21 protein-coding genes are annotated in these 26058 nt (G+C 65.1%); 17 read left to right on the plus strand and 4 right to left on the minus strand.

Going from position 1 to position 26058, the window contains the following annotated elements:
- The first annotated feature begins 179 nt into the window (after positions 1 to 179).
- The 3 genes from C167_RS0126580 (at position 180) to C167_RS0126590 (ending at position 3373) form a co-directional block, all read left to right on the plus strand.
- On the plus strand, positions 180 to 809 hold the full coding sequence (locus C167_RS0126580; RefSeq protein ID WP_017521360.1) for a LysE family transporter: 630 nt from the start codon (positions 180 to 182) through the stop codon (positions 807 to 809).
- 129 nt (positions 810 to 938) lie between these two features.
- The gene (locus C167_RS0126585) at positions 939 to 2840 is read left to right on the plus strand and encodes a cytochrome c/FTR1 family iron permease (RefSeq protein WP_017521361.1); all 1902 of its coding nucleotides are present in this window, start codon (positions 939 to 941) and stop codon (positions 2838 to 2840) included.
- A 62-nt stretch (positions 2841 to 2902) separates the two neighbouring features.
- Positions 2903 to 3373 (plus strand): YaiI/YqxD family protein, encoded by a 471-nt coding sequence (locus C167_RS0126590; RefSeq protein WP_017521362.1) that lies wholly within the window; start codon positions 2903 to 2905, stop codon positions 3371 to 3373.
- A 131-nt stretch (positions 3374 to 3504) separates the two neighbouring features.
- Here the strand turns inward: C167_RS0126590 and elbB are convergent, their stop codons facing one another.
- Complete coding sequence (gene elbB / locus C167_RS0126595; RefSeq protein WP_017521363.1) at positions 3505 to 4155, minus strand: isoprenoid biosynthesis glyoxalase ElbB; 651 nt, start codon at positions 4153 to 4155, stop codon at positions 3505 to 3507.
- A gap of 128 nt (positions 4156 to 4283) precedes the next feature.
- On the opposite strand from elbB, the gene C167_RS0126600 reads away from it, so the two are divergent.
- Positions 4284 to 5522 carry a sterol desaturase family protein gene (locus C167_RS0126600; protein ID WP_017521364.1) on the plus strand — a complete coding sequence of 413 codons (1239 nt, stop codon included), beginning with the start codon at positions 4284 to 4286 and terminating at the stop codon, positions 5520 to 5522.
- Between the two features lie 13 nt (positions 5523 to 5535).
- On the opposite strand, the gene C167_RS0126605 is transcribed toward C167_RS0126600, so the two are convergent.
- Entirely contained in the window at positions 5536 to 6096 is a 561-nt protein-coding gene (locus C167_RS0126605) for a DedA family protein (protein ID WP_026079304.1), read from the minus strand.
- Between the two features lie 233 nt (positions 6097 to 6329).
- Here C167_RS0126605 and hemB point away from each other — a divergent pair, with 233 nt between their 5' ends.
- Complete coding sequence (hemB, locus tag C167_RS0126610; RefSeq protein WP_017521366.1) at positions 6330 to 7343, plus strand: porphobilinogen synthase; 1014 nt, start codon at positions 6330 to 6332, stop codon at positions 7341 to 7343.
- Between the two features lie 20 nt (positions 7344 to 7363).
- Positions 7364 to 9568: a polyphosphate kinase 1 gene (gene ppk1, locus C167_RS0126615; protein ID WP_017521367.1), complete on the plus strand. Its 2205-nt coding sequence runs from the start codon at positions 7364 to 7366 to the stop codon at positions 9566 to 9568.
- Positions 9569 to 9748: 180 nt separating this feature from the next.
- On the opposite strand, the gene ppx is transcribed toward ppk1, so the two are convergent.
- Positions 9749 to 11251, minus strand: a complete 1503-nt coding sequence (gene ppx / locus C167_RS0126620; protein ID WP_026079305.1) for an exopolyphosphatase — start codon at positions 11249 to 11251, stop codon at positions 9749 to 9751.
- Between the two features lie 190 nt (positions 11252 to 11441).
- Here ppx and trxA point away from each other — a divergent pair, with 190 nt between their 5' ends.
- From trxA to C167_RS0126640, 4 genes are all read left to right on the plus strand, one after another.
- The gene (gene trxA, locus C167_RS0126625; protein WP_015475045.1) at positions 11442 to 11768 is read left to right on the plus strand and encodes a thioredoxin TrxA; all 327 of its coding nucleotides are present in this window, start codon (positions 11442 to 11444) and stop codon (positions 11766 to 11768) included.
- Positions 11769 to 12006: 238 nt separating this feature from the next.
- A complete protein-coding gene (gene rho, locus C167_RS0126630) occupies positions 12007 to 13269 on the plus strand; it encodes a transcription termination factor Rho (RefSeq protein ID WP_015475046.1) in 1263 nt (420 codons plus the stop codon).
- A gap of 221 nt (positions 13270 to 13490) precedes the next feature.
- Positions 13491 to 14957 (plus strand): 4-hydroxy-3-polyprenylbenzoate decarboxylase, encoded by a 1467-nt coding sequence (gene ubiD, locus C167_RS0126635; RefSeq protein ID WP_017521369.1) that lies wholly within the window; start codon positions 13491 to 13493, stop codon positions 14955 to 14957.
- A 110-nt stretch (positions 14958 to 15067) separates the two neighbouring features.
- Entirely contained in the window at positions 15068 to 16036 is a 969-nt protein-coding gene (locus C167_RS0126640) for a CDP-6-deoxy-delta-3,4-glucoseen reductase (protein WP_017521370.1), read from the plus strand.
- 95 nt (positions 16037 to 16131) lie between these two features.
- On the opposite strand, the gene C167_RS0126645 is transcribed toward C167_RS0126640, so the two are convergent.
- On the minus strand, positions 16132 to 17046 hold the full coding sequence (locus C167_RS0126645) for a LysR substrate-binding domain-containing protein (protein ID WP_017521371.1): 915 nt from the start codon (positions 17044 to 17046) through the stop codon (positions 16132 to 16134).
- Positions 17047 to 17295: 249 nt separating this feature from the next.
- On the opposite strand from C167_RS0126645, the gene C167_RS0126655 reads away from it, so the two are divergent.
- The 7 genes from C167_RS0126655 (at position 17296) to C167_RS0126685 (ending at position 25724) form a co-directional block, all read left to right on the plus strand.
- The gene (locus C167_RS0126655; RefSeq protein WP_017521373.1) at positions 17296 to 18414 is read left to right on the plus strand and encodes an ABC transporter ATP-binding protein; all 1119 of its coding nucleotides are present in this window, start codon (positions 17296 to 17298) and stop codon (positions 18412 to 18414) included.
- A gap of 12 nt (positions 18415 to 18426) precedes the next feature.
- Positions 18427 to 19353: an ABC transporter permease gene (locus C167_RS0126660; RefSeq protein ID WP_017521374.1), complete on the plus strand. Its 927-nt coding sequence runs from the start codon at positions 18427 to 18429 to the stop codon at positions 19351 to 19353.
- The gene (locus C167_RS0126665) at positions 19353 to 20159 is read left to right on the plus strand and encodes an ABC transporter permease (protein WP_017521375.1); all 807 of its coding nucleotides are present in this window, start codon (positions 19353 to 19355) and stop codon (positions 20157 to 20159) included. The genes C167_RS0126660 and C167_RS0126665 overlap by 1 nt, the downstream gene beginning before the upstream one ends.
- Positions 20160 to 20180: 21 nt before the next feature.
- Positions 20181 to 21215 carry an extracellular solute-binding protein gene (locus tag C167_RS0126670; protein ID WP_017521376.1) on the plus strand — a complete coding sequence of 345 codons (1035 nt, stop codon included), beginning with the start codon at positions 20181 to 20183 and terminating at the stop codon, positions 21213 to 21215.
- Between the two features lie 169 nt (positions 21216 to 21384).
- Positions 21385 to 22842: an amidase gene (locus C167_RS0126675; protein WP_017521377.1), complete on the plus strand. Its 1458-nt coding sequence runs from the start codon at positions 21385 to 21387 to the stop codon at positions 22840 to 22842.
- A 29-nt stretch (positions 22843 to 22871) separates the two neighbouring features.
- Positions 22872 to 24191 carry a malonyl-CoA decarboxylase gene (locus tag C167_RS0126680; RefSeq protein ID WP_017521378.1) on the plus strand — a complete coding sequence of 440 codons (1320 nt, stop codon included), beginning with the start codon at positions 22872 to 22874 and terminating at the stop codon, positions 24189 to 24191.
- Positions 24192 to 24200: 9 nt separating this feature from the next.
- The gene (locus tag C167_RS0126685) at positions 24201 to 25724 is read left to right on the plus strand and encodes a malonate--CoA ligase (protein ID WP_017521379.1); all 1524 of its coding nucleotides are present in this window, start codon (positions 24201 to 24203) and stop codon (positions 25722 to 25724) included.
- The last annotated feature ends 334 nt before the right edge of the window (positions 25725 to 26058 follow it).

Genomic DNA, 26058 nt, shown 5'->3' on the forward strand with positions numbered 1-26058 from the left:
GAGCTTGCTCGCGAACAGAGTTTCCCGGCGACTCCGGAATTATGGCGGTTCGCGAGCAAGCTCGCTCCGACAGGTTCATCCGACCTTGGTCGGGCAGGCTGGGCGGCATCGCGTGACTGAGGCACACTGGCCACCCGTAACAAATGATTGCGCCTGCCTGGGCGCCATGAGGTCCGCCAATGCTCGCCAGTACCTGGTTCGCCTTCTTCATCGCCTGCTGGGTGATCAGCCTGTCGCCCGGCGCCGGGGCCATCGCCTCAATGTCCTGTGGACTGCAATACGGTTTCTGGCGCGGTTACTGGAATGCCCTGGGCCTGCAGATCGGCCTGGCGCTGCAGATCGCCATCGTCGCCGCCGGCGTCGGCGCGCTTCTCTCGGCTTCGGCCGTGGCGTTCAGCGCGATCAAGTGGTTCGGTGTGATCTACCTGGTCTATCTCGCGTACCGCCAGTGGACGGCGGCGCCGCAGGTGATGACGGCGAGCGGCGAGCGCCCCTCGGGCCGGCCGCTGACCCTGGTGCTGCGTGGTTTCCTGGTCAACGCCAGCAACCCCAAGGCAGTGATTTTCATGCTCGCGGTGCTACCGCAGTTCGTCGACCCGCACCGTCCGATGGCGATCCAGTACATCATCATGGGTGCGACCATGATCACCGTCGACCTGATCGTCATGGCCGGCTACACCGGCCTGGCCGCGCGCGTGCTGCGCGCCTTGCGCTCGCAGCGCCAGCAACGGGTGATGAACCGGACCTTCGCCACTCTGTTCGTAGGCGCCGCCGCGCTGCTTGCCACGGTGCGCCGCGCGCCGGCCTGAGGGGCTTTTTCCGGAGCTCCGGAGTATCCCTGGGGATGCTCCGGGCACAACCTTGCGGGACATTCTCCTTGCATAGACGGAAACCTGAGGTGACAATTTAACCTCTTTCATTCTCATTTGCCTTCCCGTATGCGCCCCTCCAAACTTTGCGTCTGGCTGTTGCCGCTGGTCGGTCTTTTCAGCCTTGGAGCTCACGCCGACACGGCTGTCGACCCTTCCCAAGCCCTTCACCTGCTCAGCTATCTCGCTGCCGACTACCCGGCCACCGTCACCGATGGCAAGGTCGTCGATGAGAGCGAATACAAGGAGCAAGTGGAATTCGTCGGCAATCTGCAGACGCTGATCGCCACCCTGCCGGCCGTGCCCCAGCGCACCAACCTGGAACAGGACGCCGCCAGCCTCAGGCAGGCTATCGAGCAGCGCCAGCCAGGCAAGCAGGTCGCCCAGCAGGCCCGCCACCTGGAGGTACGCATCGCCGATATCTACCAGGTGGTGCAGACTCCCTCGATCACCCCGGACCCGACCCGTGCCGCCGAGATCTACACCCAGCAGTGCTCCATCTGCCATGGTGACGCCGGCAAGGGCGACGGCCCCGCGGGGATCGGCCTGGAGCCGCCGCCGGCCAACCTGACCGACCGCGCTCGCCTCGACCATCTGAGCCTGTACGACCTGCGCAACGTCATCGGTCTGGGCGTTTCCGGCACCGACATGCCGGCCTTCGCCGATCAGCTCGACGAGCGTCAGCGCTGGGACCTGGCCGCGTATATCGCGGGCCTGAGCGCCGCTCAGGCCAAGCCCGATCCGGCCCACGCCTACCCGTTGGGCTCCCTTGCGACGCTGACCCCGGCAGAGGTCGCCGAGCGCGATGGCGAAGCGGCGGCCGAGAGCTTCCGTGCCCTGCGCGCCCACCCGCCGCTGGAGCATCGCGGGCCCGCACAGCAGATCGACTACACCACCGCGACCCTGGACAAGAGCTTCGCCGTGTACCGCTCCGGCGACCACGACCAGGCCTATGACCTGTCCGTGGCGGCCTACCTGGAAGGCTTCGAGCTGGTGGAGAGCTCGCTGGACAACGTCGACGCCGACCTGCGCAAGGCCACCGAAAAGCAATTGATGGCCTACCGTCAGGCGCTGCGTGACGGCCGGCCGGAAGCCGAGGTGGCCCAACAGTTGGACCTGGCCAAGGCCAAGCTGGCGGACGCCGCCAAGGCCTTGAGCGGTGACTCGCTGAGCACCTCCATCAGCTTTGTCTCGGCCCTGCTGATCCTCCTGCGCGAAGGCGTGGAGGCAATCCTGGTGCTCGCCGCCATTCTCGCCTTCCTGCGCAACACCGGGCAGGAGAAGGCCGTGCGCGGCGTCCACATCGGCTGGGGCCTGGCCTTCGTTGCCGGCTTCGCCACCTGGGCGGTCGCGGCTTATGTCATCGACATCGGCGGTGCCCAGCGCGAACTGATGGAAGGCTTCACCTCGCTGTTCGCCTGCGTGATGGTGCTCTGGCTTGGCGTGTGGATGCATGACCGTCGCCACGCGGCGGCCTGGCAGGACTATATCCGCAGCAGTCTGGTCGGCGGCGGTGGCCGCTTCGGCTTCGCGGTGCTGGCGTTCTTCTCGGTGTACCGCGAACTGTTCGAAGTCATCCTGTTCTACGAGACCCTCTGGCTGCAGGCTGGCCCAACCGGTCACAACGCCGTAATCGCCGGTGCGGGCACTGCCGTGGTGATCCTGATCGCCATCGCCTTCGTGATCCTGCGTGGCTCGGCGAAGCTGCCGCTGAAGCTGTTCTTCACCGTCAACGCCGCGCTGCTCTGCGCACTTTCGGTGGTCTTCGCCGGCCACGGCGTGGTCGCCCTGCAGGAAGCCGGGGTGATCGGCACCCGCCCCGTGCCGTTCTTCGACTTCGACTGGCTCGGCATCAAGGCCGACGCCTACTCGCTGTCGGCGCAAGCGCTGGCGCTGCTGGCTGTGCTCGTGCTGTACGGGCGCAGCTACTTCTCCGAGCGCCGCAAGGCCGCCGAGATCGCCTCGTCTTGAGTCGACGCACGACGGCCAGTGCGATACTGGCCGTCGTGCTTTTCGAAGGAAGGTTTTCCCTGATGCGTATCTGGATCGACGCCGACGCCTGCCCGCGCGCGGCCAAGGAGCTGGTGGCAAAGTTCGCCCTGAAGCGCAAGCTGGCGGTGGTGATGGTCGCCGGCCAGCCCGTGGCCAAGCCGCCGTTCGCCTGTGTCAGCCTGGTGGTGGTGCCCAGCGGGATGGACGCCGCCGACGATTACCTGGTGGAGCAGGCCGAGCCTGGCGACCTGGTGATCTGCAGCGATGTGCCGCTGGCAGACCGGCTGGTGAAGAAGGGCGTCGATGCCCTGGACCCGCGCGGTCGCGAGTTCGACGAGAAGAACATGGGCGAGCGCCTGGCTGTGCGCAACCTGTTCACCGACCTGCGCGAGCAGGGCCAGGTGGGAGGAGGGCAGGCGCCCTACGGCGACAAGGACAGGCAGGCGTTTGCCAATAGCCTGGACCGCTTGCTGACGCGGCTGATGCGCGAGGCGGAGAATCGCAAGGCTTGAAATGAAAACGCCCGGCAATGCCGGGCGTTTTCCTATTCACCGATGGTGGATTGGGCGGAGGAGCGGACTTCGTCCGCGATAGGTCCGCAGCGTGCCGGAAACCATCGCGGACGGAGTCCGCTCCTACGGTTTCAGGCCAGCTCCAGCACCCGATCCACGGCCTTGTTGATGCCGCTGGCGGCTTCGGCGATGGACTGCGCGAGCATGTAGGCCGGAGTGGTGACCAGCTTGTGGTCCTTGTCCTCGACGATGTCTTCCACCGCGCAGTCGATATGCTTGGCACCCATGCTGGTCAGCGCCTGGGCGGTGCCTTCGTCGGTGCCGATGGTGCATTCCACGCCTTCGCCGTAGATGCGCGCGGCCATGGCGGGAGCGATGCAGAACAGGCCGACCGGCTTCTTCGCTGCGGCGAAGGCCTTGGCCAGGGCCAGTACGTCGGGCTGCACCTGGCACTGGTCGCCCTTGAAGGCGAAATCGCTCAGGTTCTTCGCGGCGCCGAAGCCGCCGGGCACGACCAGCGCATCGAAGTCTTCCACCTTCGCCTCGCGGATGTCCTTGATCTCGCCGCGGGCGATGCGCGCGGACTCCACCAGCACGTTGCGCTGTTCGGTCATTTCCTCACCGGTCAGGTGATTGAGCACATGGTGCTGCGCAATGTTCGGCGCAAAGCATTGCACCTGTGCGCCGCGCTGGGAAAGGCGCAGCAGGGTGATCACGCTTTCGTGGATTTCCGCGCCGTCGTAGACGCCGCAGCCGGAGAGGATAACGGCAACTTTCTTCATGAACTGCTCCTGTACGAGGGGGCCGGGGGCTGTCGCGATATGCCGCCCGGGCTGTCGCCGACGGCCGTGGCCGGCGGTGGGCAAGGGACTAGGATCCTTGTTCATAAGCATAACGATTCGGTTGCGCCATGAACTACATCCTCTTCGCCGTGCCCTTCTTTTTCCTTCTGATCGCCATTGAGCTTCTCGCCGACCGCTGGCGCGGCCTGCGCACCTACCGCCTGAGCGATGCGCTGAACAGCCTCAGCGCCGGCGTGCTGTCCACCACCAGCGGCCTGCTGACCAAGGGCCTGGCGCTGGTCACCTACACCCTGGCCTGGCAGCAGCTCGCGCTGGTCGAGTTGTCGGCCAAGAGCCTGTGGGTCTGGGTGTTCGCCTTTGTCTTCTATGATTTCTGCTACTACTGGAACCACCGCCTGGGCCATGAGCGCAACGTGCTCTGGGCTGCGCACGCCGTGCACCATCAGAGTGAGGACTACAACCTCTCCACCGCGCTGCGGCAAACCAGCACCGGCTTCGTCTTCGGCTGGATCTTCTACCTGCCGATGGCCATTGTCGGCGTACCGCCGCTGGTATTCCTGACTGTCGGTGCGCTGAACCTGCTCTACCAGTTCTGGGTGCACACCCGGCACATCCCCAAGCTGGGCTGGTTCGAGTGGGTCTTCATCACCCCGTCCAACCACCGAGTGCACCACGCCCAGAACCCTGTCTACATGGATCGCAACTACGGCGGCGTGTTCATTATCTGGGACCGGCTGTTCGGCACCTTCCAGGAGGAGCTGGATGAGGAGCCGGTGGTGTTCGGGGTGACCGTGCCGCTGGCCAGTTGGAACCCTCTGTGGGCGAACCTGCAGGTCTATGCGCACCTGTGGAACGACGCACGCCGCGCCGGCAGTACCTGGGACAAGCTGCGCATCTGGTTCATGCGCACCGGCTGGCGCCCCGAGGATGTTGCCCAGCGCTACCCCATGGCCAAGCCGGACCTGGCAGCCTTCCGCAAATTCGACGTGCCGCTGACGCGCGGCCGGCAGTGGTACGCCGGGCTTCAGTTCGCCACCTACGTGGTGGTTGGCACCTGGTTGCTCGGCGTCGGGGAGCACTGGCAGACACTGCCGCTGGTGATCGGCTGGAGCTGGATGGCTTTCGGGCTCTACGCCATCGGCTGTTGCCTGGAGAACCGAAGCTGGGCGCTGCGCCTGGAACTGCTGCGATTGGCGCTGAACGTGCCGGCAGTGGCGACTATGGCGCTGTGGGAAGGGGTCGAGCTGCCGCAGTGGGCGCCCTGGGCGCTGGCAATCTACTCACTGCTCAGCCTGATCGGTCTGTCGGGTCTGCGGCGCGCCGAACGCCTGCCGCAGGCGGCCTGATCGGCCGACGTCGTCAGTCGGTCTTGCTGGCCTTGAAGCGGCGGCGCAGCCAGAACAGCAGGCCGATCACCACCAGGCCGCCGAGGACCATGAGTTCGTACTTCTTGATGTTGCCCAGCACGCCCTCGAGCACGCTGCCGAAGTAGAAGGCTGCGCTGCCCAGCACAGTCGCCCAGACAATGGCGCCGATGCCGTTGAGCAGCAGGTAGCGCGCCGGCGGGTAACCGGACAGGCCGATGGCCACCGGCATCACGGTGCGCAGTCCGTAGACGAAACGGAAGCTCAGCACCCACAGGTCGGGGTGTTTGCGCACGTGCTCCAGCGCCTTGTCTCCCATTTTCTGCCAGCGCGGCTTGCGCGCGAGCAGCTTGCGGCCGTGGCGACGGCCGAGGAAATACCAGAGCTGGTCACCCGCATAACTGCCGAAGAAAGCCACCGCGATGACGTACTCCAGCTGCATGTAGCCGCGGAATGCCAGGAAGCCGGCCAGGACCAGAATGGTCTCACCCTCGAAGAACGTGCCGAGAAACAGCGCGAAGTAGCCGAAATCCTGCAGGAATTGTTGGAGCATTATCGAGGCAACGCAGCGAAATGAACGCGAAGCCTAACTCGGTTGTGGCCCGCAGGGAAGGCACTCCAGTCTGCACAACTGACCTGGAACAAGTCCGCGCCGGTGCAGAGCGGTGGGATGCCGCTGCGGCAGGATGCCGCGACCAAGGGTCACTGTTACCGGTTGTTACCAATCGGTCATAATTCAAGGCTATAACTGTCAGACTGTGCCTGCTGTATCAGGCCCTGGAGTACGCCGTGAGCTTCATTCCCGCCGATCGTGCCTTCCCCTTCACTCGTCTGCGTCGCAACCGCCGTGACGAATTTTCCCGCCGTCTGGTGCGGGAAAACGTCCTGACCACCAACGACCTGATCCTCCCGGTGTTCGTCCTCGACGGCAAGAACCAGCGTGAAGCGGTACCCTCGATGCCGGGTGTGGAGCGCATGTCCATCGACCTGCTGCTCAAGGAAGCCGAAGAGCTGGTGGAGCTGGGCATCCCGGCCCTGGCGCTGTTCCCGGTGACGCCGCTGGAGAAGAAATCCCTCGATGGCGCCGAAGCCTTCAACCCCGACGGCATTGCCCAGCGCGCCACCCGCGCCCTGCGCGAGCGCTTCCCGGAACTGGGCATCATCACCGACGTGGCGCTGGACCCGTTCACCAGCCACGGCCAGGACGGCATCCTCGACGAAGACGGCTACGTCCTGAACGATATTTCCGTCGATGTGCTGGTCAAACAGGCGCTTTCCCATGCCGAAGCCGGCGCCCAGGTGGTGGCTCCCTCGGACATGATGGACGGTCGCATCGGCGCGATCCGCGAGGCCCTGGAATCCACCGGCCACATCAACACCCGCATCATGGCCTACTCGGCCAAGTACGCCAGCGCCTACTACGGCCCGTTCCGCGATGCCGTCGGCTCCGCCGCCAACCTGGGCAAGGGCAACAAGGCCACCTACCAGATGGACCCGGCCAACAGCGACGAAGCGCTGCACGAGATCTACGCTGACCTCGCCGAAGGCGCCGACATGATCATGGTCAAGCCGGGCATGCCCTATCTCGACATCGTTCGCCGGGCCAAGGACGAATTCCGCGCACCGACCTTTGTCTACCAGGTCAGTGGCGAGTACGCGATGCACATGGCCGCGATCAACAACGGCTGGCTCAGCGAGGCGGTGATCCTCGAATCGCTGCTGGCCTTCAAACGCGCGGGCGCAGATGGCATCCTGACCTACTTCGCCAAGCGCGCAGCACAACAATTGAAAAGCGGGGGCTGACCCCGTCGATGAGACGAGCGATGAATACCGAAGGCATTAGCGAAACCGAAGTTATCGAAGCTGACACCACCGCTGAAATCACCGAAGTCGTCGTGGAAGAGGTCGTCGAGTCGACGCCGCCGCCCGCCGAGCCGGCGGTGCCGGCGATCAACGTGGACGACAGTGCCCTCTACATTCATCGCGAGCTCTCGCAGCTGCAGTTCAACATCCGCGTGCTGGAACAGGCGCTGGATGAGTCCTATCCCCTGCTGGAACGCCTTAAGTTCCTGCTGATCTTCTCCAGCAACCTCGACGAATTTTTCGAAATCCGCGTCGCCGGCCTGAAGAAGCAGATCACCTTTGCCCGCGAGCAGGCCGGCGCCGACGGCCTCCTGCCGCATCAGGCGCTGGCGCGCATCAGCGAGCAGGTGCACGAGCAGGTCGCCCGCCAGTACAGCATCCTCAACGACATCCTGTTGCCGGAGCTGGCCAAGCACGACATTCGCTTCATCCGCCGCCGTTACTGGACGCCGAAGATCAAGGCCTGGGTCCGCCGCTTCTTCCGCGACGAGATCGCACCCATCGTCACCCCGATCGGCCTCGATCCGACCCACCCGTTCCCGCTGCTGGTGAACAAGAGCCTGAACTTCATGGTCGAGCTCGAAGGCCTGGACGCCTTCGGCCGCGACTCGGGCCTGGCGATCATCCCGGCGCCGCGCTCGCTGCCGCGGATCATCCGCCTGCCCGAGGATGTCGCCGGCCCCGGGGACAATTACGTGTTCCTCTCGTCGATGATCCACGCCCACGCCGACGACCTGTTCCACGGCATGAAGGTGAAGGGCTGCTACCAGTTCCGCCTGACCCGTAACGCCGACCTCTCGGTAGACGCCGAGGACGTCGAGGACCTGGCCCGCGCGCTGCGCGGCGAGCTGTTCTCGCGCCGCTACGGTGACGCTGTGCGCCTGGAGGTGGTGGACACCTGCCCGACGCACCTGTCCAACTACCTGCTCAAACAGTTCGGCCTGTCCGAGAGCGAGCTGTACAAGGTCAGCGGCCCGGTCAACCTGACCCGTCTGTTCAGTGTCACCGGTCTGGCCAGCCACCCGGAGCTGCAGTCACCGCCGTTCACCCCGGCGATCCCCAAGCTGCTGCAGAAGAAGGAAAACCTGTTCAACGTCCTGGGCAAGCTCGACGTGCTGCTGATGCACCCGTTCGAGTCCTTCACCCCGGTGGTCGACCTGCTGCGCCAGGCCGCCAAGGACCCCAGCGTACTGGCGATCAAGCAGACGCTGTACCGCTCCGGGGCCAACTCCGAGATCGTCGACGCGCTGGTGGAAGCCGCGCGCAACGGCAAGGAAGTCACCGTGGTGATCGAGCTGCGGGCGCGCTTCGATGAAGAATCCAACCTGCAGTTGGCCAGCCGTCTGCAGCAGGCGGGCGCGGTGGTGATCTACGGCGTGGTCGGCTTCAAGACCCACGCCAAGATGATGTTGATCCTGCGTCGCGAGGACGGCGAGCTGCGCCGCTATGCGCACCTGGGTACCGGCAACTACCACGCCGGCAATGCCCGCCTGTACACCGACTACAGCCTGCTGACTGCCGACGTGGCGCTCTGCGAGGACCTGCACAAGCTGTTCAACCAGCTGATCGGCATGGGCAAGACCCTGCGCATGAAAAAGCTCCTGCATGCGCCCTTCACCCTGAAGAAGAACCTGCTGGAGATGATCAACCGCGAGGCCGCCCAGGCGGCCGAGGGCAAGCCGGCGCACATCATGGCCAAGGTCAACTCGCTGACCGACGCCAAGGTCATCCGCGCGCTGTACAAGGCCAGCCAGGCCGGCGTGAAGATCGACCTGGTGGTGCGCGGCATGTGCTGCCTGCGTCCGGGCGTGCCGGGCGTGTCGCACAACATTCAGGTGCGCTCGATCATCGGCCGCTTCCTGGAGCACAGCCGCATCTACTACTTCCTCAACGGTGGCGAGGAGAAGCTCTATCTCTCCAGCGCCGACTGGATGGAACGCAACCTCGACATGCGTGTGGAGACCTGCTTCCCGGTGGAAGGCAAGAAGCTCGTGCTGCGGGTGAAGAAGGAGCTGGAGTCCTACCTGACCGACAACACCCAGGCTTGGGTACTGCAGTCCGACGGCAGCTACGTGCGCCAGAGCCCCAGCGGCAACCAGAACGCCCGCAACGCCCAGGCGACGCTGCTGGAGCGCCTGTGCACGCCGGTGATCAGCGGTCGCTGATCCGCAAGGTGGTATCGAAGCCCTGCCTCGGCAGGGCTTTTTTTGCGCGTCCGGACATGGTAGTGCGGGCGGTGGACGATCGCGGACAGAGTGCGCTCCTACGCGGTGTACAGACCCCTGCGCTGGAAATGAAAAGGCCCCGGCGCTTGCGCGGCGGGGCCTTGTCGTTTGTAGCGGCGATCAGCTCACGCTGAGCGAATACCCGACGCGCTTGAGCCACTCGGCTTCCTGTTCGAAGTCGGCCTGGGTCAGCGGGTTGGCTTCCAGCCAGCCTTTGGGAAAGCTGACACTGAGCGACTTGCCGGAGGCCTTCAGGGCCACCGTCGGCATTTCCTGGGTGCCGCGGATGTGGTGGAAAAGGATGGCGAAGCGCAGCACGATGCACAGGCGGATGAGCTTGTCACCTTCGTCGCCCAGTTCGTTGAACTTGTCCACCGGGATGTTGCGGCGGTGGCCCCGCACCAGCAGCGCCAGGGTCAGTTGGTCGAGGCGTGAGAAGCCGGCCAGGTCCGAGTGCTCCAGCAGGTAGGCGCCGTGCTTGTGGTAGTGGTAGTGGGCGATGTCCAGGCCCAGCTCGTGCACGCGGGCGGCCCACATCAGCAGTTCGCGGTGCCCTTCGTCGTTGAGGTCCCAGGCCTTGGCGACCTGGTCCAGCGATTCCAGCGCCTTGGCCTCGACGCGCGCGGCCTGTTCCGGATCGACGTGGTAGCGCTCCATGAGGGCCCCGATGGTGCGCTCGCGGACGTCCTCGTGGTGGTGGCGGCCCAGCAGGTCGTAGAGCACGCCCTCGCGCAGGGCGCGTTCGGAGTGGGTCATGCGGGTCAGTTCGAGGGCGTCGAAGAGCGCCTCGAGGATCGCCATGCCGGCCGGGAAGATCGGCCGGCGGTCCGGCTTGATGCCGTCGATGTCAAGCTTCTCGACCTCGCCCAGCTTGAACATCTTGCGCTTGAGCCAGGCCAGGCCTTCGGGGTTGATCTCGCCGTTGCCGTGGCCGCCGGCCTGGATCGCCAGGCAGATCGCGCGGATGGTGCCGGAGGCGCCAACAGCCTCGTCCCAGCCCAGGCGGCGCAGGCTGTTCTCGATGCTCATCAGCTCCAGGCGGGCCGAGGTGTAGGCCTGGGCGTAGCGCGCCGGGGTGATCTTGCCGTCCTTGAAGTAGCGCTGGGTGAAGCTCACGCAGCCCATCTGCAGGCTCTCGCGCAGCTGCGATTCGAACTGCTGGCCAATGATGAACTCGGTGCTGCCGCCGCCGATGTCGACCACCAGGCGCTTGCCGGGGTTGTCCTGCAGGGTGTGGGAAACGCCCAGGTAGATCAGGCGCGCCTCTTCACGGCCGGATATGACTTCAACCGGGTGGCCGAGGATCCGGTCGGCGACGCGGATGAACTCGGCGCGGTTGCGTGCTTCGCGCAGGGCGTTGGTGCCCACGACACGTACCGAACCCGGCGGCATGCCGTTGATGAACTGGGCGAACTGCTTCAGGCAGTCGTAGCCGCGCTGCATCGCCTCTTCGGTGAGCATGCGGTCTTCGCCGATGCCGGCAGCCAGCTGAACCTTCTCGCCAAGCCGCTCAAGGATACGGATCTCGCCGTGATCGGCCTTCGCCAAAACCATGTGGAAACTGTTCGAGCCAAGGTCAATGGCCGCGATCATCGGAAAGGTCTTGGCAGGGGTATGGGGCATAGGGGCGGGTCCGGATAAATACGGGAGACATCCTGCCATTTTAGGCAGGTAGTGCCAATCAAGGGGTTGTCACCGATCAGAAGTCACCGCGGCAGCGATAGATAGACTCAATCGGCTGCGCCTTTCGGTGTGGGCCGAGGCGGGATATGATGACGGACACTTTTTCGCATCCGATTGACGGAGAGAATACATGAGCGAACATATCGTCAATGTTACCGATGCCAGCTTCGAGCAGGACGTACTGAAGTCCGACGGTCCCGTGCTGGTCGACTACTGGGCCGAATGGTGCGGCCCGTGCAAAATGATCGCCCCGGTACTCGACGAGATCGCCAAGGACTATCAGGGCAAGCTGAAAGTCTGCAAGCTGAACATCGACGAGAACCAGGACACCCCGCCGAAATACGGCGTGCGCGGCATTCCGACCCTGATGCTGTTCAAGGGCGGCAACGTCGAAGCGACCAAGGTCGGCGCACTGTCCAAGTCGCAGCTGGCTGCCTTCCTCGACAGCAACATCTAAGTCGAAGAAGCCCGAAAAGCCCCGCCAATGCGCGGGGTTTTTTCGTTATTGCCCCTAGACGCTCCGAAACTCGGGTGTTAAATTCGGGCGCACAACGATTAGTTCGTTGTTCCCTGCAAGCCGTCGCCGACGCACTTCCCATTCGAATTCCAAGCGATCCTGTCCGTCATCTACGGCGCGGCTCTTCAAGCATCACGCTTGTTCCCTTTTCCCCTTTCAGCGTATTTACGTCCCTTCTATGAATCTGACCGAACTCAAGCAAAAGCCGATTGCCGAATTGCTGGAAATGTCCGATGCCATGGGCCTGGAAAACATGGCTCGTTCGCGCAAGCAGGACATCATCTTCGCACTGCTCAAGAAGCACGCGAAAAGCGGCGAGGAAATCTCCGGTGACGGCGTGCTGGAGATTCTCCAGGATGGCTTCGGCTTCCTGCGCTCCGCCGATTCCTCGTACCTGGCCGGCCCGGACGACATCTACGTCTCGCCCAGCCAGATCCGTCGCTTCAACCTGCGCACGGGCGATACCATCATCGGCAAGATTCGGCCGCCCAAGGAAGGCGAGCGTTATTTCGCCCTGCTGAAAGTCGACTCGATCAACTTCGATCGTCCGGAGAACGCGAAGAACAAGATTCTCTTCGAGAACCTGACGCCGCTGTTCCCGACCAAGCGCCTGACCATGGAAGCCGGCAACGGCTCCACCGAGGACCTCACCGGCCGTGTGATCGACCTCTGCTCGCCGATCGGCAAGGGCCAGCGCGGCCTGATCGTCGCCCCGCCGAAAGCGGGCAAGACCATCATGCTGCAGAACATTGCCTCGAACATCACCCGCAACAATCCCGAGTGCCACCTGATCGTCCTGCTGATCGACGAGCGCCCGGAAGAAGTGACCGAGATGCAGCGCACCGTGCGCGGCGAAGTGGTCGCCTCCACCTTCGACGAGCCGCCGACCCGCCACGTGCAGGTCGCCGAGATGGTGATCGAGAAGGCCAAGCGCCTGGTCGAGCACAAGAAGGACGTGATCATCCTGCTGGACTCCATCACCCGTCTGGCCCGTGCCTACAACACCGTGATCCCCAGCTCCGGCAAGGTGCTCACCGGTGGTGTCGACGCCCACGCCCTGGAAAAGCCCAAGCGCTTCTTCGGTGCCGCGCGCAACATCGAGGAAGGCGGTTCGCTGACCATCCTCGCCACCGCGCTGATCGAAACCGGCTCGAAGATGGACGAAGTGATCTACGAGGAGTTCAAGGGTACCGGTAACTCGGAACTGATCCTCGACCGTCGCATCTCGGAAAAACGCGTGTTCCCGGCGATCAACATCAACCGCTCGGGCACCCGTCGCGAAGAGCTGCTCACCGGTGAGGAAGAGCTGCAGCGCATGTGGATCCTGCGCAAGATCCTGCACCCGATGGACGAGATCGCTGCTGTCGAGTTCCTGCTCGACAAACTGCGCCAGACCAAGACGAACGACGAGTTTTTCGACTCGATGAAGCGCAGCAAGTAAGAGCCGCCGGCAAATCTGTTCTGGCGTTGTTGCCTGGCCTCTGCCGTACGCGAAGTACTGTCTGAGGCCAGGCGTCTAGCCAGAACCGCTTCGCTCAGATTTGTCAGCGACTCTACGCGCTTAAGTAGTGTCACGAGGCCGGGGAAACCCGGCCTTCGTGTTTCTGCAAGGCGCTGATAGGCGGTAGACTGTCGCATCATCCTGCCGCCATCGAGACCCTCATGCAGTATCGCGACCTGCGCGAGTTCATCGCTGCCCTGGAGCAGCGCGGACAGCTCAAGCGCATCCAGGCGCCGGTATCCCCGGTACTGGAAATGACCGAGGTGTGCGACCGCACCCTGCGGGCCAAGGGCCCGGCCCTGCTGTTCGAAAAGCCCACCGGCTTCGACATGCCCGTACTCGGCAACCTGTTCGGCACGCCCGAGCGCGTCGCCCTGGGCATGGGCGCCGAGGACGTCTCCGAGCTGCGGGAGATCGGAAAGCTGCTGGCCTTCCTCAAGGAACCCGAGCCGCCCAAGGGGCTGAAGGACGCCTGGTCCAAGCTGCCGATCTTCAAGAAGGTCATCAACATGGCGCCCAAGGTCCTCAAGGACGCGCCGTGCCAGGAAGTGATCGAGGAGGGCGACGACGTCGACCTGTCGAAGCTGCCGGTGCAGACCTGCTGGCCCGGCGACGTCGCGCCGCTGATCACCTGGGGCCTGACCGTCACCCGCGGGCCGAACAAGGAACGGCAGAACCTGGGTATCTACCGCCAGCAGGTGATCGGCCGCAACAAGGTCATCATGCGCTGGCTCAGCCACCGTGGCGGTGCGCTGGACTTCCGCGAGTGGTGCCAGAAGCATCCCGGCCAGCCTTATCCGGTGGCCGTGGCCCTTGGCGCGGACCCGGCGACCATCCTCGGTGCCGTGACCCCGGTACCGGACAATCTGTCCGAATACGCTTTCGCCGGCCTGCTGCGCGGGCACAAGACCGAGCTGGTCAAATGCATCGGCAATGACCTGCAGGTGCCGGCCAGTGCCGAGATCGTCCTCGAAGGCGTGATTCATCCCGGCGAGATGGCCGATGAAGGCCCCTACGGCGACCACACCGGCTACTACAACGAGGTGGACCGTTTCCCGGTGTTCACCGTCGAGCGCATCACCCGTCGGCAGAAACCGATCTACCACAGCACCTACACCGGCCGCCCGCCGGATGAGCCGGCAATCCTCGGCGTGGCGCTGAACGAAGTCTTCGTGCCGATCCTGCAGAAGCAGTTCCCGGAGATCATCGATTTCTACCTGCCGCCCGAAGGCTGCTCCTACCGCATGGCGGTGGTGACCATGAAGAAGCAGTACCCCGGCCACGCCAAGCGCGTGATGCTCGGTGTCTGGTCGTTCCTGCGACAGTTCATGTACACCAAGTTCGTTATCGTCACCGACGACGACATCAACGCCCGCGACTGGAACGACGTGATCTGGGCCATCACCACGCGCATGGATCCCAAGCGCGACACGGTGATGATCGACAACACCCCGATCGACTACCTGGACTTCGCCTCGCCGATCTCCGGCCTGGGCTCGAAGATGGGCCTGGATGCCACCCACAAGTGGCCGGGCGAGACCAGCCGCGAATGGGGCCGGGTGATCGAGAAGGACCCGGCGGTGACCCGCCGCGTCGACGAAATCTGGGCGAGCCTGGGTATCGATTGATGCAGGCTCTCCCCCGGTAGGAGCGAGCTTGCTCGCGAACAGCTCCCGCAGCGGGAATGGGTTCGCGAGCAAGCTCGCTCCTACAGAAATCAGAACAACGAGAACAGCGCTTGAAAGTGACCTTGCAACCCTCTGGCGCCCAGCTTGAGCTGAAGCCCGGAGAACGTATCCTCGACGGTGCGCGGCGCCTGGGCTTCGAGTGCCCGCAGAGCTGCCGCAACGGCAACTGCCACATCTGCGCGGCGCTGCTGGTGGAAGGCCGCGTGCGCCAGGACGGCGAGGTGCGCGACCACGGCGAGCTCTTCACCTGCCTGGCCGAGCCGCTGGAAGACTGCGTGCTGCACTGGGACGGCGTGCTGGCACCCGGCGAGTTGCCGGTGCGCAAGCTGTCCTGCCAGTTGACCCTATGCGAGCCGGTCGGCGGCGACGTCTGGCGCGTGCGCCTGCGTGCTCCGGCCGGCAGGCCGCCGCGCTACCACGCCGGGCAGTACCTGCTGATCGAGCGCGAGGGCAGCGATCCGGCGGCCTTCTCCCTGGCCTCCGCGCCGCAGGAAGGGCGTGACCTGGAACTGCACATCCTGGCCCGCGAGAACAGTGCCATCGACCTGTTGGCGCAGCTGCAGCGCGACCGCTTCGCCCGCGTGCAGATGCCCTTCGGCGACGCGCACCTTGCCGATCTGCCGGACGGCCCGCTGGTGCTGATCGCCGCCGGCACCGGCATGGCGCAGATGCACAGCCTGATCGAGTTCTGCCGTGCCACCGGCTTTGCCCACCCGGTACACCTGTACTGGGGCGTGCGGCGCCCGGAGGACTTCTACGAGCTGCCGCACTGGGAGCAGTGGGAAAGCGTGCCCAATCTGCATCTGCACAGGATCGTCAGCGACCTATGCGGCTGGCCGGGGCGCTGCGGTTTGCTGCATGAAGCGGTGTGCGAGGACTTCGCCGAGCTGTCCGGCCTGCGCTTTTACGCCAGCGGCTCGCCGGCGATGGTCTACGGCACCCTGGATGCGCTGGTGGCGGCGGGGATGGACCCGCATCAGATGCGCGCCGACGTCTTCGCCTACGCGCCGCGAGGCTGATTCGAGCCCGCAACGCTTTTGGTAGGAGCGAGCTTGCTCGCGAACCGCACGGCACCGGCATCTCCGGTAACTCTGGTTCGCGAGCAAGCTCGCTCCTACAGGTCCCGCTGTGTCGCGGCGCCGAGGGAGAATTCCTCTTGCAGCGCCGCACGAATCCAGTCCTCGAACCAGGCCACATCGGCGCTCACCGCGCCGGGCGGCAGCAGCAGCTGGTAGCTTTCCAGCGGCACCTCCTCGGGCAGTGGTCGCACCAGCGTGCCGGCGGCGAGCTGGTGCTTGACCAGCACCAGGTTGGCCAGGGCGATGCCGTGGCCGGCCTCGGCCATGGACAGTGCGTGATCGTTGCTGACATAGAGCACGTCGGAGTTCACCCGCAGGTCCAGCCCGATGGTGGACAACCAGAGGTTCCACCATTCGCCGTCATCGACGTGGATGAGCTTGTGCTGCGCCAGCTCGTGCACGCTGGTCAGCGGGCCATGCTGTTCGAGGTAGGAGGGTGAGCACACCGGGAAAACCGCCGGCCGCACCAACGTGCTGTGACACTGCGGATAGACACCGGGAAGCCCATAGACGATCCCCAGATCGGCGCTTTTGCCGTCCACTTCGGTGAAAGTCGGGTTGGGTTCCACCGCCACCTTCAGGCCCGGGCGCTGCTGGCGCACGGTCTCCAGGCGCGGCATCAGCCAGCGCTTGGCGAAGGCCGGCACCACCAGGATCTTCAGCCAGCGTGCGGTGCCGCCGGGAGCCAGCTCATGGCCGGCATCGGCGATCTGCTGCAGGGCTGTGGATATCTTCGCGTAGTAACGCTGCCCGGCCGGCGTCAGGCTCACCCCTCGCGGGGTGCGCTCGAACAGCTGCACGCCCAGCCAGTCCTCCAGCAGCTTCACGTGACGGCCGATGGCCGGCTGCGTCACATGCAGGTCTTTCGAGGCGGCGACATAGCTGCCCAGGCGTGCGGCGGCCTCGAAGGCGCGAACGGCATTGAGCGGCGGAAGACGCTGGATGGACATGGCCGGACCTCGAAGACGGGCTGAGCTGTTAAATTTCAGTTGTTAAATTATTTAATATCGAATGTAAGAAAATTGAGCTTTTCGCTCAACCACCTTTCTTCGAATATCCGCTCCAGCAGCATCACCACAATATCGAGCCGAACCCACGGCCAGCGCTGCATCCAGCGTTTACTCCAGCCCTGCCAGAACAACTACAAGATCCCCCGGCTGCCTGCGTGCGGCGGACGGGAAGGATGCGGAGGTTTCACCATGAATGCCCTGCACAGCCTGCAGACGGCGGCGGTCTCTATCCGCTCCGTGCGCAAGGTCTACGGCGACCCGGCCAGCGGTCCCGTCGCGCTCAAATGCGTCGACCTGGACATCCGCGACAACGAGTTCTTCACCCTGCTCGGCCCCTCGGGCTGCGGCAAGACCACCCTGCTGCGGATGATTGCCGGCTTCGAGTTCCCCACCTCCGGGGAAATCCAGCTCTACGGCGAAAACATCGCCGACCGCCCGCCGTTCGAGCGCCCGGTCAATACGGTGTTCCAGCACTACGCGTTATTCCCGCACATGACCATCGCCGAGAACCTCGCCTTCGGCCTGGAATCCCATCCGATGGGCCAGCGCATGAGCCAGTTGCAGGTCGCCGAGCGCGTCCGCGAGATGCTCGCCCTGGTGCAGATGGAACGCTTCGCCCAGCGCAAGCCGACCCAGCTTTCCGGCGGCCAGCAGCAGCGCGTCGCCCTGGCTCGGGCGTTGGCGCCGCATCCCAAGGTGCTGCTGCTCGACGAGCCGCTTTCCGCGCTCGACCTCAAGCTGCGCCAGGCCATGCGCGAAGAGCTCAAGGCGATCCAGTCCAAGACCGGCATCACCTTCATCTTCGTCACCCATGACCAGGAAGAAGCCCTGACCATGTCCGACCGCATCGCCGTGCTCTCCGAAGGCGAGGTACAGCAGGTCGGCCGTCCCGACGACATCTACGAACACCCGCGCAACCGCTTCGTCGCCGATTTCATCGGCGAGACCAACTTCCTCCCGGCCCGCGTCGAGAACTTCGACGGCGAGCGCGCGCATTACCGCATCGCTGGCGACCAACTGATCGAGGCCGGCAGCCGCGAAGGCTTGAAGGTCGGCGCCGAGGTCACCCTGTCGATCCGTCCGGAGCGCCTGCAACTGGTGGCCGAAGACGCCTTGTCCGCCACGCCCTGCACTGTCGTCCAGCAGATCTACCTGGGCACCGACCTGCAGTATCAGGTCGAGCTTCAGGACGGCAGCAAGTTGACTGTGCGCGCGCCGAACAGTGCTGGCCAGCGTGGCCGCCTGGTAGCCGGGCAACGCGCCGGGCTGCTGTTCGAAAAAGGCAGCGCCAGCGTCCTGGTGGACTGAGCGGAGGTGAGCATGAACCGGTTATCCACAACCTCCGGCAATGCGCTGGAGCGGCGCCAGGCGCTGCGCAGCTTCCTCGGCGTATCGCCCGCACTGGTCTCCATCGGGCTGTTCCTGATCGTGCCGATCTTCATCGTGGTCAGTTACTCGCTGATGCAGGCCAACCCCTACGGTGGGGTGAACCCGCACTTCAGCATTGACGCCTACGTCTCGCTGCTGTTCGAGCGCCAGCTCGACGACAGCCTGGCCTTCGCCGACTCGTACATGGTGATCGCGCTGCGCTCCATCGGCATCGCCGCGGCGACCACCGTTATCACCCTGCTGGTGGGCTTCCCGGTGGCGGTGTGGCTGGCGATGCAGCCGGCGCACCGCCGCGGCCTGCTGATCTTCCTGATCACCGTGCCGTTCTGGGCCAACCTGCTGATCCGCACCTATGCCTGGATCCTGCTGCTGCGCGGCACCGGCGTGGTCAACGGTACGCTGATGAGCCTGGGGGTGATCAACCAGCCGCTGAACCTGCTGTACACCGATGGCGCCGTATTGCTGGGCCTGGTCTACACCTACGCGCCCTTCGTCGTGCTGCCGATCTACGCCACCCTCGAGAAGATGGACATGCGCCTGCTCGAAGCCGCCCAGGACCTTTACGCCGGGCGCGTGCGCACCCTGCGCAAGGTCGTCCTGCCGATCGCCCGTCCGGGCATCCTGGCCGGCGCCATCCTCACCTTCGTTCCGTGCCTGGGCGCGATGATCGCCCCCGAGCTGCTTGGCGGCGGCACCAAGATGATGCTCGGCAACCTGATCTTCCGGCAGTTCAGCGACTCGCGGAACTGGCCCTTTGGTGCGGCGCTGTCGCTGGTGCTGATGGGCGCGGTGATGCTGGTGCTGATGTTCTATGCGATGCGCGCCGAACGCCTGCGTATCGCCCGGGGAGGTGAATGATGCTCTCGCTGCTGACCAAGCGCCGCCTTGGCGTACAGGATTTCCGTGGCTTCGGCGTCCTGAGCTTCCTGTTCTACCTGTACCTCTACGCGCCCATCGTGGTGCTGGTGGTGCTCTCGTTCAACGCCAACCAGTCCGCCACCGTGTGGACCGGCTTCAGCCTCGACTGGTACCGGGCCGCCTTCGCCAACCAGGCGCTGCGCCAGGCCGCCGGCAACAGCCTGTTGATCGCCGTGTGCGCCAGCGTGATTGCCACGGCGATCGCCACCCTGGCTGCGCTGGGCACCTCGCGCGGCGCCAAGTTCAAGGGCCTGCGCCTGTCCATGGGGGCGATCATGTTGCCGTTGGTGCTGCCGGAGATCGTGGTCGGCGTCGCCACCCTGGCGCTGTTCTCCACCCTCGGCCTGTCGCTGGGCTACGGCAACCTGATCATCGCCCACACGGTGTTCTGCATCCCGTTCGCCTACCTGCCGATCCGTGCCCGCCTCAACGACATGGACCTGTCCCTGGAGCAGGCCGCCGCCGACCTCTACGCCGGGCCCTGGCGGACTTTCCGCAAGGTCACCCTGCCGCTGCTGATGCCGGGGATCTTCTCCGGGCTGATGCTGGCCTTCATCGTCTCGCTGGATAACTTCGTGATCTCGATGATGGTCTCCCAGGCCGGCACCACCACCCTGCCGATCTTCATCTTCGGCCTGCTGCGCATGGGCGTGACGCCCGATGTGAACGCGGTGTCGACCCTGATCCTCGGCGTTTCCGTGCTGTTCGTAACCCTGTCGTTCCTGCTCGGCAAGAAGAAGGCCTGAGCCCACATACCGGAGTAGAAGATGAGCAAACTGATCGCTGCTGTAGGGGCCTCGCTGACGCTGGCCATGGCCGTCCACGCGCAAGCCGCCGAGCAACTGAACGTGGTGAGCTGGAGTGGTTACTTCACCCCGCAGATCCTGGAGAAGTTCGAGAAGGAAAGCGGCATCAAGGTGACCGTGGATTCCTACGATTCCAACGAAACCCTGTTGGCCAAGCTCAAGCAGGGCGGCGCCGGCTACGACGTGGCGATTCCTTCCCACGCCTTCGTACCGATCCTGATCCAGGAAAAGCTGCTGGAGCGCTTCGACCCGGCCAGCCAGCCGTACTACGCCAACGTCGAGGACAACCTGAAGAAGCCCGCCTGGGACCCGGAAGGCGCCTACGCCGTGCCCTTCATCTGGGGCACCACCAGCGTGGTGCTGGACAGCGCGAAATACAGCGGCCCGGCCGACAGCTACTCGGTGCTGTTCACCCCGCCCAAGGAGCTGCAGGGCAAGATCAACATGTTCGACTCGGCCAGCGAGGTGATCGACACCGCCAGCCTCTACCTGGGCATCCCGCTGTGCAGCGAGGATCCCAAGCAGATGCAACAGGTGCTGACCCTTCTGAAGAACCAGAAGCCCTTCGTGAAGACCTACAGCTCCAAGGCCGGCTCGATCCGCGAGAACCTGGCCTCGGGCGAAGTCGACATGTCGATGTTCTGGGGCGGCTCGTCGATGCGTGCGCGTGAGATGAAGTCCAGCCTGAAGTACCTCTACCCGAAAGAGGGCGTGATGGCCTGGGTGGACAACCTGGTGATCCCGGCCGGCGCCAAGCACCCGGAGAGCGCGAAGAAGTTCATCGCCTTCCTCAGCCAGCCGGAAAACTCGGCAATGACCCAGAACTTCCTCAAGCACCAGAGCCCGATCAAGGGCGTGGAACCCTTCCTCGATGCCAGCCTGAAGGATGCGCCGGAACTGCACATCCCCGAGGGCACCAAGGTGGTGTTCAGCAAGACCTGCGGCGAAGGCGCGATCCGCCTGGCCGACCGTATCTGGACCAACCTGATGCGCTGATCCCCGACCGGGAAAGCCACAGACCGACGCTGCTCGCGTCCACCTTCATGGGCGTGGCGGCAGCGTTCGGCCTGGAGAACGCAACAAGCCCCGCCCGGCGGCGGGGTCGCTGAACCCGACTTATGCTTCCCGCCTGCCGGAAGCGACTGATGAAAGAAGGCCGCGCTCCATGAGCCAGAATAAGCACAACGAACTCGTCCAGCTCCAGGCCCACGAACTGGCCCAACGCATCCGCCTGCGCCAGGTGTCCTGCCGCGAGGTGATGCAGGCGCACCTCGAGCAGATCGAGCGCTTCAACCCGGCGGTCAATGCCATCGTCAGCCAGCAACCCGACGACCTTCTGCTGGCCGAAGCCGACCAGCGCGACGCCGAACTGGCCCGTGGCGAATACCGTGGCTGGATGCACGGCCTGCCCCACGCGGTGAAGGACCTGTCGCTGACCCAGGGTATCCGTACCACCCTCGGCTCGCCGTTGTTCCGCGACTACCTGCCCGAGCGCGACGGCATCATGGTCGAGCGCATCAAGGCGGCCGGCGCCATCATCATCGGCAAGACCAACACCCCCGAATTCGGCCTTGGCTCCCACAGCTACAACCCGATCTTCGGTGCCACCGGCTGCGCCTATGCGCCTGAACGCACTGCCGGCGGCAGCAGCGGTGGCGCGGCGGCCGCGCTGGCGCTGCAGATGGTCCCGGTTGCCGACGGCAGCGACATGATGGGCTCGCTGCGCAACCCGGCGGCCTTCAACAACATCATCGGCTTCCGTCCGTCCCAGGGCCGCGTGCCCTTCGACGACAGCGCCGACCTGTTCATCGACCAGCTCGGCTACGAAGGCCCGATGGGCCGCAGCGTGCGCGACGTGGCTTTGCTGCTGTCGGTACAGGCCGGCGGCGATGCCCGTGCGCCGCTGTCCATTGCCGAGAGCGGCGAGCAGTTCGCCGGCAAGCTGGAACGTGATTTCAAGGGCGCACGCGTGGGCTGGCTGGGCGACCTGGGCGGACACCTGGCGATGGAGAAAGGCGTGCTGGAGCTGTGCCGGAAATCCTTCGCCGACTTCGAAGCCATCGGCTGCCACGTCGAGGACACCGCCATGGGTTTCTCGCCCGAGCGCCTGTGGGACACCTGGCGCACCCTGCGTCACTGGATGGTTGCCGGCTCCCTGGGCGCCGCCTATACCGACCCGGCCAAGCGCGAACTGCTCAAGCCCGAGGCTATCTGGGAAGTGGAGAATGGCCTGAAGCTCTCCGCCATGGATGTGTTCCGCGCCTCCGCCGCGCGCAGCGACTGGTACCGTGCCATCAGCCAACTGTTCGAGCGCTACGACTACCTGCTGCTGCCCAGTGCCCAGGTGTTCCCGTTCGACAAGACCTGGGACTGGCCGAAAGAGATCGCCGGCAAGGCCATGGACACCTACCACCGCTGGATGGAGGTGGTGATCCCGGCCACCCTGTCCGGTTGCCCGGCGGCCAACGTGCCGGTGGGCTTCAATGAGCAGGGCCTGCCCATGGGCCTGCAGATCATCGGCAGGCACCAGGCCGACATGGCCGTGCTGCAACTGGCCCATGCCTACGAGCAGGCCTCGCGCTGGTACCAGCGCTGCCCGCCGCCCATTCTGGCGGGGAACTGATCCGCTTTTTCACAAGCTGAGGGGGACGCATGAACATCAGCTTCTTCCAGGAACTGCTGCAAAGCATCAGCGAGCGCGGCCGGCAACTGCTGGAGTCGCGCGAGCCGGCGCCGGGCAATGCGCAGGCGCTGGCGCAGGCTTGCCACAAACTGATCTCCAGCCACGGCGAAGCGTCGGGCGTAGCCCTGGCGCAGCAAGTCCTGTGCGCCTACCGCGACTGTCCGCCGGAACAGCAGAAGGCCTTCTTCGATACCCTGCTGAAGGATTTCGCCCCATCTCGCGAAGCGCTGGCCGAAGCCTGCCAGCGTTATCTCGACGAGCCGTCTTCGGCCAACACTACGGCGCTGTTCCAGGCCAGCGAACCGCCACGCCAGGAACTGTTCCGCCGCCTGAACCAGGCGCCCGGCGGCACTGCCCAACTGATCGCCATGCGCCGCCTGCTGCTGCAGGAATTGAAAGCCAGGCCGGAGCTTGCCGCCGTGGACCACGACCTGCAGCACCTGCTGGCGTCCTGGTTCAACCGTGGTTTCCTGGTGCTGCGACGGATCGACTGGTCGACACCGGCAGCGATCCTGGAAAAGATCATCCAGTACGAGGCCGTCCATGCCATCAAGGACTGGGACGACCTGCGCAGCCGCCTGCAGCCGGCCGACCGCCGCTGCTTTGCCTTTTTCCACCCGGCACTGGCCGACGAGCCGTTGATCTTCGTCGAAGTGGCGCTGACCCGTGCGATGCCGGGTGCCATCGCTGACATTCTGGAGCCGGGCTCGCCGGGGCAGCCGCTGGAAGAACCCGACACCGCTGTCTTCTACTCCATCAGCAACTGCCAGGACGGCCTGCGCGGCATCTCCTTCGGCAATTTCCTGATCAAGCAGGTGGTGGAGGAGCTGGCGCGGGAGATTCCGAGCCTGCGCCAGTACGTCACGCTGTCGCCGGTGCCTGGCTTCCGCCGCTGGCTCGACGGCCTGGGCGCTGACCCGCAGCTGGGCTCGGTGGCTGCCGACCTGCTCAAGGCGCTCAAGCCCGATGCGCCGCCGCCACCACGCACTGAAGAACCCATGCTGGCGCTGGCCGCCGAGTACTTCCTGCACGCCAGGAACGGCGCCGGCCTGCCGCTGGACCCGGTGGCGCGTTTCCACCTGGGCAACGGTGCCCGCCTGGAACGCCTGAACTGGCGTGGCGACCTCTCCGCCAGCGGCCTGCGCCAGGCCGCCGGGCTGATGGTCAATTACCGCTACGAACTGCGCCAGATCGAAAAGAACCACGAAGCCTACGCCAACCAGGGCGCGGTCGCGGCCTCACCCGAGGTGCGCAAGTTGGCCACCCTGACGGCGAAAACAAAACGCTAGGACCTCACCATGAACCAGAGCCTTTTCGCCGAAGTCGGCAAACACCTGCCCAGCGACCTGTCCAAACCTTTCATCCGCACCCCCCTGGGGGGCGGCTACAGCTACGCCGACATGCTGCGCAGCACCTCGCAATTCGCCCATGCCCTGGTGGAACTCGGCGTGCAGCCGGGCGACCGGGTTGCCGTGCAGGTCGACAAGAGCCCCGAGACGGTCATGCTCTACCTCGCCGTGCTGCGCGCCGGCGCGGTCTACCTGCCGCTCAACAGCGGCTATACCGGTGACGAGCTGCGCTACTTCCTCGACGACGCCGAGCCTTCGCTGTTCGTCTGCGCACCGGCCTTCGAGGCCCAGGCCCGCGAGCTGGCGAAAGTCAGCGGCGTGGCCCACGTGGAGACCCTGGGCGACGCCGGTGACGGTTCGCTGATGGATCGGGTGCACGGCAAGCCGGGGCGCTTTGCCGATGTCGAGCGTGCCGCTGCCGATCTCGCCGCGATCCTCTACACCTCCGGCACCACCGGGCGCTCCAAGGGCGCGATGATCAGCCACGGCAACCTGGTGTCCAACGCCCGCGCGCTGGTGGACGCCTGGAAGATCACCAGCGAGGACTGGCTGCTCCATGCGCTGCCGATCTTCCACATCCATGGCCTGTTCGTGGCCTGCAACAGCCTGCTGATGGCGGGCGGCTCGATGCTCTTTCTGAGCAAGTTCGATGCCGCGCAGATCCTCAAGCTGCTGCCCCAGGTGAACCTGCTGATGGGCGTGCCGACCTTCTACACTCGCCTGCTCGACCAACCCGGCCTGACCCGCGAGGCGGTGGCGCACATGCGCCTGTTCATTTCCGGTTCCGCGCCGCTGACCGCCGAGACCCACAAGGCGTTCTCCCAGCGCACCGGCATGGCGATCCTCGAACGCTACGGCATGACCGAGACCGGCATGAACACCTCCAATCCGCTGGAGGGCGAACGTATCGCCGGCACCGTCGGCTTCCCGCTGCCGGGCGTCGAGCTGCGCATCACCGACCCGGCCCAGGCCGAGCCGACGCTGCTGCCGCAGGGCGAGCCGGGGATGATCGAAGTGCGCGGGCCGAACGTGTTCCAGGGGTACTGGCGGATGCCGGAGAAAACCGCCGAGGAACTGCGCGCGGACGGCTACTTCATGACCGGTGACATCGGCTTCGTCGACGACCGTGGCTACGTGCAGATCGTCGGCCGCAACAAGGACATGATCATCAGCGGCGGCTTCAACGTGTACCCCAAGGAGCTGGAAGAGATTCTCGACACCCTGCCGGGGGTGGCCGAGTCGGCGGTGATTGGCGTGCCGCATCCAGACTTCGGCGAGGGTGTGACCGCCGTGCTGGTGGCCAGCCAGGGTCAGGCGCCGAGCGAGGCGCAGGTGCTCGCCGCGCTGGACGGCAAGCTGGCGCGCTTCAAGCAGCCCAAGCGGGTGATGGTGGTCGACGCGCTGCCGCGCAACGTGATGGGCAAGGTGCAGAAGAATGTGCTGCGCGAGCAGTTCAAGGCGCTGTATTCCTGAACTCCGGCCTGACGTTGTTTGCGAGCAAGCTCGCTCCTACGAAAAGCGCTCCGCAGCTGGGCGTAGATGTAGGAGCGAGCTTGCTCGCGAACCGGGAATTGTCCCTGCCTTCTGGCTGACTCCGCTCCCCCTCCCTAACCCTCTCCCTGAAGGGAGAGGGGACTGGATCGGCGCAGGATGGCAAATACGAGCTGGCCTGCTGCTGCGGTTCAGTTAACGTAGGGAGTTGCCGGCAGCCCGGATAGCTCCCTCTCCCTTCAGGGAGAGGGCGGGGGGAGAGGGTAGACTCCGTGCACCGACGGCCACAAAAAGCCCCGCTTACGCGGGGCTTTTG

Source organism: Pseudomonas nitroreducens TX1 (assembly GCF_000313755.1).
GTDB classification, from domain to species: Bacteria; Pseudomonadota; Gammaproteobacteria; order Pseudomonadales; family Pseudomonadaceae; genus Pseudomonas; species Pseudomonas nitroreducens_A.